Raw genomic sequence first — 12,323 nt, forward strand, 5'->3', positions numbered from 1 at the left:
TGGTTCTGAGACGTAATTTTACTCACATTACCAGCACCAAATGATGAAAAGTATGGTAAAATAGAATGAATTTGATTTTGATTTTGCACGAAAGGAAGGGTGATAGCAAGTGGCAAAAGCGAAGGTACCCAAACGGCCTACTCGGGATGAATTTGTACTGGAGGAAATCGGGAATCAGCTTGTAGAAGCACAACGAGAGCAATCCGAGGTTGTATTGACCGTATGGGGACGCGCAGAAACAACCCGCGGACAGATTGTTAAAATGGACCCAAGAACAGGGAAGGTTCATGTAGAGAGTAATGGAGAAACGGATAAAGTTCCTTTTATGGATATTATGAGTGTAAATTACCCGAGAGATTAGTTGTTGTGATTACATAAATATAGCAGAAAGGGACAACAAGAATGACAAAGTTAGAGTCTCCCTTACTGCGAGGGAAAGTAACAATTTAAAATTCGCGTATACAAAAACAACCGAGTGGTTTAGAGCCATCGGTTGTTTTTGTATACTGCTGCATGAGTGGGAAGAGAAAGCCGCGTTGTTGTATTGGCACTTGCCCTTGTATATGCTTATGCAGCTTTTATCGGGCTGGTATGACTCGCACGTGCTTCGGCTTTCTTAAGCACCTTACGATCAAAAATGAAGGGGCCAAACGGCAAAAGTGAGGCAATCAAGGCAGCAAGACTTTGCAGTAGCGTTATTTTCCGCATAATCAGCATGACCACAGTCGCTACAACATAAGCCACGAACAGTACCCCATGGATCATACCCACCCAGCTTACTATTTGCGGTATTCCAGCTGCGTATTTAAGTGGCATAGCGATACACACAAGCAGTAGATATGAAATTGCTTCAATATTACCAATGACACCAAACATCTTAAAGGCATTTTTGAACATAATACACCTCTTTCTCTTATTACTTAAAATTTAATATATCCTATAATGCATTGTTATTAAACGGTAGAAAGTTACGATATATCGAATATTTACGGCAGATGCCAACGTCACACAGCTTAGCGCTCCTGGAAACGATAATTGTAATTTCATTTAACTTGTCAAAATGTGTATCCCTATTGTATGCGCGACCCCCTATCAGTAAAAATACGGTGTGAAGCCTAAACATTTTGTATGCAAATTCCGATAACAGTTAAATGAACGTGTGTACATTATGGTACATATTTTAAAAGCTGGATTGCAGCAGAAGGGCTTGTAAGCTTAACTTATTAGTTTTTGACAAATAAAATTTCCATACTGGTATCAAGGAGAGCATAGAATATGAATAAAAAACGTTTGCGTCAATGGATGGCTCCGTTCGCAACGGCTACACTGATTTTGAATACGGGATATGGCATTTTGACACCCGATGCAGTGGCTAGCGCGTTGCCGACTGAGAGGCATTACTCAAATCTGACAGGCCTAAATACAACACAGTTACATACCAAATTAGCAACCGCTCAAGGTAGTCAAGTGCCTGTTACTTCAGGTCCGAAAGTGACTACGTTAACCAAAGGTTATGGTCAGAACACCTATCTTAACCAAATGCTAAAAGTAATGTCGAGCCAAATGGTGACTGCGAATATCGCGCCGGCAGAGGTAAGCAATCTGACAGCGGTTCCTACAGAAACAACAAAAGTAAATTTGTCCTGGAACAATCCGTCGGACATCAATTTTGACCACGTAAAAGTGGTTGGTGTTACTAACGATGTGTATGTAGATAACATTAGAAGTAACTCTTATATGTTAAGCGGTTTACAGCCGAACACGACATATACCTTTCGCGTGAAAACGGTGAATAAGAGTGGAAATGAATCTCTCGGTACAACAATACAGGCTAAAACGGCTTCCGTTGATGGTCCTGTGGATAAGACACCACCAGGAGAAGTAAGCGGACTGGCAGCGACGAATGTAGGATATAATGGATTTACCATCAATTACATATTGCCTAAGGATGCTGACTTAAGCCAAGCGATTGTCTATTTAAATGGTACAGAAATTCAAAGAACCACAGGCACGTCTTACACGTTTAATGTCTTGAATGCTGCCACAGCCTATACCGTAACGGTCAAAACGATAGACAAATCCGGAAATATATCTCAAGGAGTTAGTATTCCAGTTACAACTTCTACGGTCTCTACCGATATCGTGCCCGATGTGACAGGTGCTTCAGTGACATCAGTTAATAACTATAGTGTTACTGTTTCCTGGACAAGGCCTAGCGGAATTAGTACGGTCAGTCTGTATAAGGACGGGCAACTGGTAACCGATTCAACAGGAACATCCTATACTTTCAACAATCTTTCGGCAAGCCAGACCTATACGTTCACGATAAGATCTAAGCGAAGCACAGGTACATTGTCCTCCGGTGTGAGACTAACTGCCACAACGGACAGTACGTCTTCCAATTCGTCAGAAGTGTCCAATCTTGAAGTAGATAGCAAAAGCGACACCTGGATCAAAATCACCTATGATATGCCGAGTCGAGCCGACAAGGTGAAGATATATGTGGATGGTGATTATAAGGGGACTACAAGCTCTGAGTCCTATAAAATCACGGATTTGCGAGAAGGACGCTGGTATGAGATTAAGGTCGTGACTGTCAATAGCAATGGAAGAGAATCTAGCGGTGTAAAGATATCAGAACGCACAGATTCGGATGGTTACTACTCTTCTTCATCTAGTTCATCGAACTATGAGAAAGCAAGAGATTTGATGCGAATTGCGGAAAACAGTCTAAATGCGTCCGACTGGCGTTCTGCCAGAGATGCAATCAGTGATCTGCCGAGCGGAACCCGTAAAAGCGATCTGCTGGATCGGCTAGAAGCTATTCGCAATAGAGCGATTGGTACCGGTAGTTCATCATTCGGGACGAGTTCTACTACGACAACCACTTCTGGTACAACGTCTTCATATCCTAACAATGCGGTTTCCTCCTATTCATCTTCGTTCACCCTGACACCAGGAGCTAAATCAGCTTATGTCGATGGTCGTGCTACGACGATGGCTCAGGCTCCTCGGATCATTAATGGGGCGACGATGGTCCCGCTGCGCTTTATCAGTGAACGGATAGGTTACGAGGTGAATTATGAAAAATCGACCAAAAAGATTATTCTGAATCGACCTACAGACGGCAAACAGGTAGTGCTTCAAGTCAAGAATTCGACCCTTGCCGTATATGAGTTAAACAACTCCCGAAGTTATTCGACGAACATCACAGCTCCGGTTATTGTTAACGGCTACACGCTGGTTCCATTACGAGTGATTAGCGAGCTTTCGGGGTATCAGGTGAACTATAATACTGCATCCAAACAAATTACGATTACCAAATAAATGCATCTGTTAAAAGAGTTCTAAAGTGAAAACTTTAGAACTCCTTTTTGTCTACTATCCAATAAGTGTACGTAAAATGCGAAAAGGGGCGCTTTATAAGCGCCCGCTAATAGAGTTATAAATTGACAATCAGCTACTCTGTAAACAAGTTATTTTGACTAAAATGATATTAAGCTGCTTAAGATCTTCTACAGTTAGTTGAATACTCAGCGTTTGAAGATTAGTTTCGATCTGATCAGGCTTGGTCGCACCTGGAATGATTAAGGTATACGATAGGATTGATTCTCGCTTGTATGATTCATGCACTGATTGGTATCTCAATGCTTACCTGTCCGCCGCTTGTCTGGGTGGAGTTGGTGATGATCAGTTGTCCGCCATGTAGGTTGACAATGGATTTTGTTATATACAGGCCCATACCGTAATGTCCACTCAATCTTCTGGATGAATCACCCATATAAAACTGCTCGGCGGCCTGTTTGAGACCTGCTGGAGAGAAGCCCGGGCCTTCGTCTACGATGCTGAACCGAATACAGTTTTCAACAGATTCTACGATCAGCTGGATCTCGCTGTATTCAGGCGCCTGATCTACCGCATTAGAAGCAACATTCATAATGGCACGCTCAAGTAGCACTGGGTCTGCATACAGCGTCTTAGGGAGGTTATATACAGCGAATGCTACAGATATTTTTTTGACAGCAGCCAAGGCCATTATCTGATCTTTCACTTTCGATAAATAGAAGTCAGCGTCCATCGTTTCCGCCCGCAGGGTGACTAGTGTTTCCGCTTTTGAAATGTCAATGAGAGTTTTAATATACTGCTCCATCTGCCTGGTGCTTTCCGCAATATAATCCGTATAGTTCTTTTGCTCTTCGGACTGTTCGGTCTCGGACAGTAGCTCTACGTTTCCACGAACGATAGTGAGTGGTGTTTTGACATCGTGTGCTAGAGCGGAAATTTGCTCGCGGCGGGATTTTTCGAGATTCCACTGTTTCTGAAGCGATGTCTTTAAAGTTTCTTTCATTTTATCCATGGAATGCAGCACCTGATCGATCTCCATCACGCCACTGAACTTGATTGAGAAGTCCAAATCCTGTGCTTGAATTTGTTTGGTAGCCTGCTGCAATCCGATCATCTTACGTGCCAGCTTTCGTCCGAAGGAGGAAGCCAGTAAAGCACCTCCCCCCAGGAAGGCGATACAGAACACGGCCAAAAAGGACAATTCTGCGTTCGGCAGATATTGACGCAGGATAGGAAGTTCAAACTGTGCCGAGACAGAATAGCGCATCACAGTAATTTCATCATGATGTGGAACTTTTACATAGTTATAGGGAAATTGATACGCAGTATTGCTCTGCTGCGTAACACTCCAAGCGGCTTGGGCCTGGTTTTCAGAAAGATTTCCTTCAATGAGGCGGCCTTCCGAAGTGAACAATGCGTACTTATACAGTTTTATCTGAGAATTCGGTTGCAGGGTCTTGCCCGCTTCAATGATTGACTTGTCCTCCCGTACCTGCTTCTCCGCATAGTTCGCGGGAAGAATGGCCCCATAAGATATCAGGGCATAGAAGATGAGGACCAGGAACAGAGCGAGCGCAATCGTCCCAATACAAAACATAACTAAATAACCCAGGAAAATGGTTCGTAATTTGGTAGTCTTGCGTGCTTGTTGTACTTTGGTTACTTCCATCGGTAGCCGATCCCCCAAACCGTCTCCACTGGAGAAACCTCTACTTTGCCAAGCTTGGCCCGGATATTTTTGACATGCTCTACAATGGTGGCGGAATCGCTGTCCCCATCCAAGCCGAAGACCGCTTCGTAAATCTGCTCCTTAGAGAATACCTGCCCCCAGTTCAAAGCTAGAAACTTACATATCTCATATTCACTTTTGGTAAACGGGACTACAACATTCTGAACGGTGATTTCCTTGCCAGACAGATTGAAATGAACTTCCCCGATGCAGAATACATTACGCCGTTCACGATTCTCCCGTCTGAGATGGGCGTTGATTCGTGCGCGCAGCTCTCCAGTGCCGAACGGTTTGACAATATAATCGTCGGCTCCATCCCCAAGCCCCAACATCACATCGTTCTCCATGGATTTTGCGGTAAGAAACAGTATCGGACAGTCTACCTTGCTGCGAATTTCCCGGCAGAGTGTGAATCCGTCCATGGTAGGCATCATCACGTCAAGCAGTATAAGATCAAATGCTCCGAGCTGCATGGTGAGAACCTGTGGGGAGGCGGAGACCACCGTGACAACATGGCCATCTTTCTGCAAAATATTTTGAAGGAGTGCCAAAACGGCGGGTTCGTCATCAACGGCCAACAAGTTTGCCATGCTTTATTCACATCCCTTGCTTTCTTTACTCTAATCTTTACTCCAACGAACTTTGTCCTTCCCAACGACAAATCCATAACCCTAATAATACCATGATGACTAAGGTCCCTACTACGCAATATCTGATTCCCAAATCGAGCTGTATAGCTTCAGGGATAGAATCAGCTGAGCTTACGCCGTATTGCACCCAGATCGTGATGAACCGGGCCGCCCAAGCAGAGGGAACGAATATCCAATTATGATCACCCAGCCCTGTAAGAAGCAAAGCGGACAATAGACTCTCCATAATACCCAGGCCGATGGAAGCTCCCTTACCGAACCGCAAACTAATGAAAAAATGCAGAATATAAAGGAACACACTGGACACAAACAGAATGCAGGCAGCCAACACATAAAACTTCAAGCCATACGGGGACTCTTTCATAAGATATATATAGCCAGCCCCAAAGCCGCCTGAGGCAAGCAGCACACTGCCAAATCCCAAGCACAGGAGTAGGCTAAGCTTGCTCAAAAAAGGTAACAGCTTCACCGGCGAGGTCAAGAGGTGTTGGAAATTTCCAGCGACTGACTCCTGCTCAACAGCAATGGAGCATACAATACCAATCATGATAGGAAGAACCACAGCCAGGACCTGCAAATAGCCGTCTATCTTCGAAATCGGTGAATACGGAGTAAAGGAATAGTAGGCTAGAAAAATTGCTATCCCCAAGATCGGCACAAGCAGCTGCACGAGCAATAAGGGCTGCCTTCGAAGTTTAAGCACGTCAGATTTCAGATTGCGGAAGAAAGATATCATCTTACTTAGCCTCCCGTTTACGGAAAGACATGGCCGTCAGCACTGACAGAATCATGAATAGACATACTGTGATCAACAGGCCGGGAACAATTATGCCTCCATCCAAAAGTGGATCTCCTGAAGGAACGGCAAGCCCATTAGGCAGCACTTGGATGACGGCGCACATCAATCGCGCTGGTATAGCATAGGGTACCGCCCACCATACAGAAGACGTAGCGAACAAGACGGTGCAGGCTACGTTGCCCAGCATGTTGATGATTAGGGTGGCAAACATGCCTATTCGATCCGTCAGGAACAGGCAAAGTGGAACTTGCCACAAAAAGGTGATGAAGAGGATCAGAGTTGCAGCGACGCTTTCTGCTAGTGTCACGGAAGTTGAGAATACGAATCCGCCAAGAGTTATCCCTATAAATAAAATAATAGAGGAAACCATTAAGAGTCTTACGCAAACCCCGATTTTACCGTACCATACCTGAGCCAAATCTACAGACATGCCAAGGACAGCACGGTATTTCAGCTTCTTGCCATCCTTTTGGATCACTCCTGAGCATATTAAGGTGAGCGCACCTGGCAGCAGCATGAAATACCACCAATTGTAGCTGGCGCTTTGGAGCATATGTCCCCCCATGAGCACGGTACACAGAAGAAGAGTAACGATGGGGGCCAGCCAGACCAGCTTTTTCGTAAAGGTACGCTTTAATTTTAGATGCTCGGCGGCTATATATTGCTGCATCCTACTCATCCCCTTTTCGGTATTCCTGTGCAATCTGCATGAACAACGATTCCAAGTCTTGTCCTGGTGTAACCGCCTCTTGGTAAGCTAATATGCCACCAGCGATAATACCGACATGGTCAACGATTTGTTCGACTTCGGATAAAATATGACTGGAAAGAATTACGGTAATTCCTTGCTTCGGGAAGGAGCGAATCAGCTCGCGTTGCTCCTGAATGCCAATGGGGTCAAGTCCGTTGGTTGGCTCATCTAAAATTAGTAGTTTGGGATGGTTGAGGAGCGCAATAGCAATGCCCAGCCGCTGTTTCATGCCCATCGAGAACTGGCCAGAGCGCTTTTTCCCGGTATGAGTCAAATCAACAATGTTCAGTACTTCATCAATTCGTGAATCAGGTAGTCCGAGCAAGGTTGTACGAACCTTTAAATTCTCTCTAGCAGTCAAATTCTCATAGAGTGGAGGAGATTCGATCAGTGCGCCGATCTGAGCGAGATATTTTCGTGACCAGGGTTTTCCTTGGAATAAAATTTCACCGCCTGTCGGACGTAGCATACCAGTTAACATTTTCAAGGTGGTTGATTTTCCAGCCCCATTTGGGCCAAGTAGCCCATAGACGGAATTCTCCTGAATAGACAGTGTGACGTTGTTCACCGCCTGTTGCCGTCTAAAGGTTTTGCAGAGATTTTTAGTCTGTAAAATAATGTTATCCATATCAGTTCATCCTTTTCATTCGTTCTGACAACTACTTTACAGATCAATTCTAAGAACTTTATAAGGATAGAAATATTAATGTTTCAAACTTTATGCATTCATGCGGTATTCGCTATAATGGATACAGTGATTTAGGAAAGGGATGTATTCATGAAGAGGGTTATCGTAATCGGAGCAGGAATTCTGGGGGCATCGACAGCATACCAGTTAGCAAAATTGGGCGCTGATGTCATTCTTGTAGACCGCAAAGATAAAGGACAGGCGACTGATGCAGCTGCTGGCATTATTTGTCCCTGGTTATCACAGCGACGCAATCAAGCTTGGTACCAGCTCGCCAAAGCGGGCGCACGTTTTTACCCCGGATTGATTGAAGAACTTAAAAGCGAGGGGGAAACAGAAACTGGCTATGCTCAAGTTGGAGCTCTCAGTATTCATAATGATTTGGAGAAAATTAAAAAAATGCAGGAGCGAGCACACTTACGACAAGCGGATGCGCCAGAAATCGGTGAGATTACGCAACTAAATGAAAAGGAAACCCATGAACAATTTCCTTTGTTAGTAGAAGGTTACCATTCTGTTCATATTAGTGGTGCCGCTCGTATAGATGGTCGGGCGCTGCGTGATGCGTTGATCCGATCAGCACAAAGAAATGGGGCAACCCTTATCCATGGGGATGCTGTGCTTCAATACGATTCCGACCATGTAACAGGAGTAACGGTCGGTGCAAACAGCTTCTCATCTGACGAAGTCATTGTTTGTGCAGGTGCATGGGCCAATCAACTGATGCTGCCTTTGGGCATTCATTTTAAGGTTAGTTATCAAAAAGCACAAATTATGCATTTGCAGGTTTCTAATAGGCAAGACACAGGCACCTGGCCTGTAATCATGCCGCCTTCTGATCAATATCTGCTTGCTTTTGACAAGCAAAAGATCGTAATAGGGGCGACTCACGAAAATGAAATCGAAGGCTACGATACAAGAGTAACAGCAGGTGGAACGCAAGAAATCCTAAATAAAGGTTTAGAATTAGCACCTGATTTAGCAAATAGTACTTTTCAGGAGGTAAGAGTTGGTTTCCGTCCTTTTACACCCGGTTTTCTACCGGTGATCGGAGCTGTTCCTGGCTGGAATGGCCTTATAGCGGCAAATGGGCTTGGAGCATCCGGGTTGACCATGGGTCCCTTTATTGGAAATCAGTTGGCAAAGTTGGTACTTGGAATGGCCTTGGATATCGATATCAATGATTATGATATTCAAAAAGCAATAGTTGAAAGTTGATCCTTGACTGAGGAGAACAATATATATACTGAAAAAGTCGCCATACTGGCGACTTTTAGTTTTAGTACTATATTTATTTTATACGTCATTCATCATGTCATTGAGATGCGAATTCTTCAACGATTGTGTTGCGAATTGCATGTTTTTTAAGTAGTCAATTTTATAGATACAGGAGTAGATCACATTTAATACATAGTCAAAGGCAATTTGCGACGAAAATGTACCAATCTTGGCATGTTTTACTTCGTCATTAGGCACCTGGATACAGATATTACTGAGTTTGGCCAATTCATTTTGACTGGTTGCTGTAATTGTGATAAAAGGAATATTTTCATGTGTAAAGTGCTTTGCTGCTTTTAAAAAGATCGGTGATTTTCCGTGGTAAGTTAAAAAAACAGCGCAATCCTGTGGCGTAAGATTAGCCGTATGGTACGCCCACTCAGACAGCTCCGTAGCTATAACCACATACTTGTTAATTTTCACTAATTTATTTTGGAAACTTTTCGCACGGATTTGTGAATCTCCTAACGCATATATAAAGATCCTTTTCGCTTGATCCAGCAATAGGGCTGTTTGCGACAATAAATCATCATCCATGAATGTAAAGTTTTTTTCTATCGTTTCCTTCATTAATTCTGCAATTTCTTTCGCCACTTGAAGTGGGGATTCATCAAAACCAAATGGATAGTTGGGGTCTACATTGGAAATGTTCTGGGTATTCTGCTGAAACTCCCGAGCAAGTTTGATTATGAACTCCTTGAAGCCAGATAGCCCAAGTTTATGTGTTAATCGATTAATCGCGGAATGCGAAGTATATGTTGCCTTTGCAAGCTCCTGAATATTTAAGTGCAGGATAGTTTCCTTATGAAGCAAAATATAGGATGCAATGCTTTTTTCGTTTGGTGTAAAGTTTTGCATTTCGGATAATTGCATCAGTATTTTCAACAGGTTCACTCCGGTTCAATTGAAATGACGTTTGATAAAGGATCTAAAATAAACATTTTGTTTGAAAATAAACAAACATTTTTAAAAATATTCGGTTGATTGTACCATTTTGGCGGCAAATCCTTTACGATCAACGTTCTTCTTCTATAATAAATGAAAAAGAGCCTAGGGGGAATTAATATGCTTAACATCGGTTATATTGGGAATGGCAAAAGCACCAATCGGTATCATCTTCCTTTTTCATTGACCAGAGATCATTTGAACGTAAAGACGATCTACGCCCGTAATCCAGATAAAGGGGAGTGGGGGAAAATCCCTGGTGTGCAGTATACTGATAATCTTGAATCTCTAATGAACGATAAGGAAATTCAGTTGATTGTTATCTGTACACCTGTAGAATCCCACTACACTTATGCGAAAATGGCACTCGACCACGGGAAAAATGTACTTGTTGAAAAACCCTTTATGTTAACGAAAGAAGAAGCTGTGTCCATCTTCCAATATGCCAAAGAGAAAAATCTGATTATACAGTGCTATCAAAACAGACGTTACGATTCGGATTTCCTCACTACCAAGAAGGTTATTGAATCAGGAAAACTCGGTGATTTGTTGGAGGTGGAAATGCATTTCGATTATTACCGCCCTGAGACCCCCAACTCCACTTCTCATTTTTCCAAATATAACAGTTACCTCTATGGACATGGCGCTCATACCATTGACCAGGTTCTTGCCTATTTTGGGAAACCTGACACGATCCATTACGACGTGCGCCAATTGCTCGGTTCTGGAAGAATGAATGATTATTTTGATCTAGATTTTTATTATCCCTCACTTAAGGTATCCATTAAATCCAGCTTTTTTCGTTTAAAAGAGCGGCCGAGTTTTGTTGTATACGGCAAAAAAGGCGTTTTTATAAAGCAGACAAAGGATCGTCAGGAGGAGCATCTTAAATTATACTATCTGCCTAAGGGACACGCCGATTTCGGCATCGACCAGCCTGAGCATTATGGCATTTTAACATACCTTGATGATAAGGGCGAGTATCATGAAGATAAAATCGTTTCTGAAAAGGGAGACTATGCCCGAGTGTATGACGATATGTATCAGTCGATCGTAATTGGTAAAGAAAAAGTGATTAAAGACGAAGAAACGATAATGTGTATGGAAATACTTGAAAAAGGTATAGAGGAGTGCAGCTAAAATGAAGTTAGGAATTGTCGGAGCAGGGATGATCGTAGGGGATCTATTAAGCTTTATTCAGGAAATCCCGACCATTTTACTAAAGGGCATTTGTTCTAGACCTAGCCACAAGGGGAAATTACTGGATTTACAAAGTAAATATGGAATATCTCAGATTTATTCGGATTACAGCGAGATGCTGATGAGTCGTGATGTGGATACAGTTTATATCGGGTTGCCTAATCATCTTCATTATTCATATGCGAAAGAGGCATTATTGAGTGGTAAACATGTCATCTGTGAGAAGCCGTTTACTTCCAATTTGCAAGAATTTCTAGAGCTAAAAGAAATTGCTCAGCAAAGAAAACTGGTATTGGTGGAAGCCATAACGAATCAATATTTGAAAAATTATTTGTCAATGAAGGAGTATCTACCTAAGCTTGGTGAGATCAAAATAGTGGAATGCAACTATTCTCAATACTCATCTCGGTATGAAGCTTTCAAAGCGGGAATAATCCAGCCTGCGTTTAATCCGGAAATGTCTGGTGGAGCCTTGATGGATATTAATTTATATAATATTCATTTGGTTGTTGGATTTTTCGGGAGCCCGAAGAAAGTGCAGTATTGGGCGAACATGGAGCGTGGAATTGATACTTCAGGTATGCTGCTGCTTGATTACGGTGACTTCAAGTGTGTCTGCATAGGTTCAAAAGACAGTACGGCTCCCAATGCAGTGAACGTTCAAGGCAATAAGGGCTATATACACATGGCAAGTTCAGCAAATATATGCGACTGCTTTGATTACACTGCGAATAAGGAAACGCCAATCCGGGTAGATCAGAAAGATCATCCCCATCGAATGTATGACGAATTCGTTGAGTTTGACCGTATCATCGAGGAAAAAGATTTGGAAAAAGTCTCAGAAATGCTTGAACACAGCGAGAGGGTCATGAATGTCATTGAGAAAGCCAAGCAATCCGCCAATCTTGTATTTGGTCCTGATAAATAAAGAAGCAGCT

Annotated in this window: 12 protein-coding genes; 5 read left to right on the forward strand and 7 right to left on the reverse strand. The window is 43.0% G+C overall.

The genetic code is table 11. The features are described 5' to 3' along the window. Positions 1–109 precede the first annotated feature (109 nt). Positions 110–361, forward strand: a complete 252-nt coding sequence (locus ACEN8J_RS09445) for a YolD-like family protein (RefSeq protein ID WP_029515150.1) — start codon at positions 110–112, stop codon at positions 359–361. Between the two features lie 206 nt (positions 362–567). On the opposite strand, the gene ACEN8J_RS09450 is transcribed toward ACEN8J_RS09445, so the two are convergent. Beyond that, complete coding sequence (locus tag ACEN8J_RS09450; protein ID WP_495594432.1) at positions 568–897, reverse strand: DUF3817 domain-containing protein; 330 nt, start codon at positions 895–897, stop codon at positions 568–570. A 378-nt stretch (positions 898–1,275) separates the two neighbouring features. Here ACEN8J_RS09450 and ACEN8J_RS09455 point away from each other — a divergent pair, with 378 nt between their 5' ends. Next, positions 1,276–3,327, forward strand: a complete 2,052-nt coding sequence (locus tag ACEN8J_RS09455; protein ID WP_340885569.1) for a fibronectin type III domain-containing protein — start codon at positions 1,276–1,278, stop codon at positions 3,325–3,327. A gap of 298 nt (positions 3,328–3,625) precedes the next feature. Here ACEN8J_RS09455 and ACEN8J_RS09460 read toward each other — a convergent pair whose 3' ends face one another. The 5 genes from ACEN8J_RS09460 to ACEN8J_RS09480 are packed head-to-tail and all read right to left on the reverse strand — an operon-like array spanning position 3,626 to position 7,902. Next, positions 3,626–5,014 carry a HAMP domain-containing sensor histidine kinase gene (locus ACEN8J_RS09460; protein WP_165146503.1) on the reverse strand — a complete coding sequence of 463 codons (1,389 nt, stop codon included), beginning with the start codon at positions 5,012–5,014 and terminating at the stop codon, positions 3,626–3,628. Continuing rightward, the gene (locus tag ACEN8J_RS09465; protein ID WP_029515155.1) at positions 5,005–5,664 is read right to left on the reverse strand and encodes a response regulator transcription factor; all 660 of its coding nucleotides are present in this window, start codon (positions 5,662–5,664) and stop codon (positions 5,005–5,007) included. The genes ACEN8J_RS09460 and ACEN8J_RS09465 overlap by 10 nt, the downstream gene beginning before the upstream one ends. 37 nt (positions 5,665–5,701) lie before the next feature. Continuing rightward, positions 5,702–6,460 (reverse strand): lantibiotic immunity ABC transporter MutG family permease subunit, encoded by a 759-nt coding sequence (locus ACEN8J_RS09470; protein WP_165146500.1) that lies wholly within the window; start codon positions 6,458–6,460, stop codon positions 5,702–5,704. 1 nt (position 6,461) lies between these two features. Further along, positions 6,462–7,193 (reverse strand): lantibiotic immunity ABC transporter MutE/EpiE family permease subunit, encoded by a 732-nt coding sequence (locus ACEN8J_RS09475; RefSeq protein ID WP_165146497.1) that lies wholly within the window; start codon positions 7,191–7,193, stop codon positions 6,462–6,464. A 1-nt stretch (position 7,194) separates the two neighbouring features. Beyond that, positions 7,195–7,902 carry a lantibiotic protection ABC transporter ATP-binding protein gene (locus ACEN8J_RS09480; protein WP_069011825.1) on the reverse strand — a complete coding sequence of 236 codons (708 nt, stop codon included), beginning with the start codon at positions 7,900–7,902 and terminating at the stop codon, positions 7,195–7,197. Positions 7,903–8,052: 150 nt separating this feature from the next. Between ACEN8J_RS09480 and ACEN8J_RS09485 the strand changes: the two genes are divergently transcribed. Next, on the forward strand, positions 8,053–9,180 hold the full coding sequence (locus ACEN8J_RS09485) for an NAD(P)/FAD-dependent oxidoreductase (protein WP_069011827.1): 1,128 nt from the start codon (positions 8,053–8,055) through the stop codon (positions 9,178–9,180). Between the two features lie 78 nt (positions 9,181–9,258). Here ACEN8J_RS09485 and ACEN8J_RS09490 read toward each other — a convergent pair whose 3' ends face one another. Further along, complete coding sequence (locus ACEN8J_RS09490) at positions 9,259–10,125, reverse strand: MurR/RpiR family transcriptional regulator (RefSeq protein WP_209947488.1); 867 nt, start codon at positions 10,123–10,125, stop codon at positions 9,259–9,261. A 180-nt stretch (positions 10,126–10,305) separates the two neighbouring features. On the opposite strand from ACEN8J_RS09490, the gene ACEN8J_RS09495 reads away from it, so the two are divergent. Further along, positions 10,306–11,325: a Gfo/Idh/MocA family oxidoreductase gene (locus ACEN8J_RS09495; protein WP_495594433.1), complete on the forward strand. Its 1,020-nt coding sequence runs from the start codon at positions 10,306–10,308 to the stop codon at positions 11,323–11,325. 1 nt (position 11,326) lies between these two features. Beyond that, a complete protein-coding gene (locus tag ACEN8J_RS09500) occupies positions 11,327–12,313 on the forward strand; it encodes a Gfo/Idh/MocA family protein (RefSeq protein WP_069011833.1) in 987 nt (328 codons plus the stop codon). Positions 12,314–12,323 lie beyond the last annotated feature (10 nt).

The organism is Paenibacillus sp. Paensp38, from assembly GCF_059491915.1.

Coding starts and splice junctions, on each gene's coding strand:
- ACEN8J_RS09485 (WP_069011827.1), top strand. CDS start 8,053: ATGAAGAGGGTTATCGTAATCGGAGCAGGAATTCTGGGGGCATCGACA.
- ACEN8J_RS09455 (WP_340885569.1), top strand. CDS start 1,276: ATGAATAAAAAACGTTTGCGTCAATGGATGGCTCCGTTCGCAACGGCT.
- ACEN8J_RS09475 (WP_165146497.1), bottom strand. CDS start 7,193: ATGCAGCAATATATAGCCGCCGAGCATCTAAAATTAAAGCGTACCTTT.
- ACEN8J_RS09495 (WP_495594433.1), top strand. CDS start 10,306: ATGCTTAACATCGGTTATATTGGGAATGGCAAAAGCACCAATCGGTAT.
- ACEN8J_RS09450 (WP_495594432.1), bottom strand. CDS start 897: ATGTTCAAAAATGCCTTTAAGATGTTTGGTGTCATTGGTAATATTGAA.
- ACEN8J_RS09480 (WP_069011825.1), bottom strand. CDS start 7,902: ATGGATAACATTATTTTACAGACTAAAAATCTCTGCAAAACCTTTAGA.
- ACEN8J_RS09460 (WP_165146503.1), bottom strand. CDS start 5,014: ATGGAAGTAACCAAAGTACAACAAGCACGCAAGACTACCAAATTACGA.
- ACEN8J_RS09465 (WP_029515155.1), bottom strand. CDS start 5,664: ATGGCAAACTTGTTGGCCGTTGATGACGAACCCGCCGTTTTGGCACTC.
- ACEN8J_RS09500 (WP_069011833.1), top strand. CDS start 11,327: ATGAAGTTAGGAATTGTCGGAGCAGGGATGATCGTAGGGGATCTATTA.
- ACEN8J_RS09470 (WP_165146500.1), bottom strand. CDS start 6,460: ATGATATCTTTCTTCCGCAATCTGAAATCTGACGTGCTTAAACTTCGA.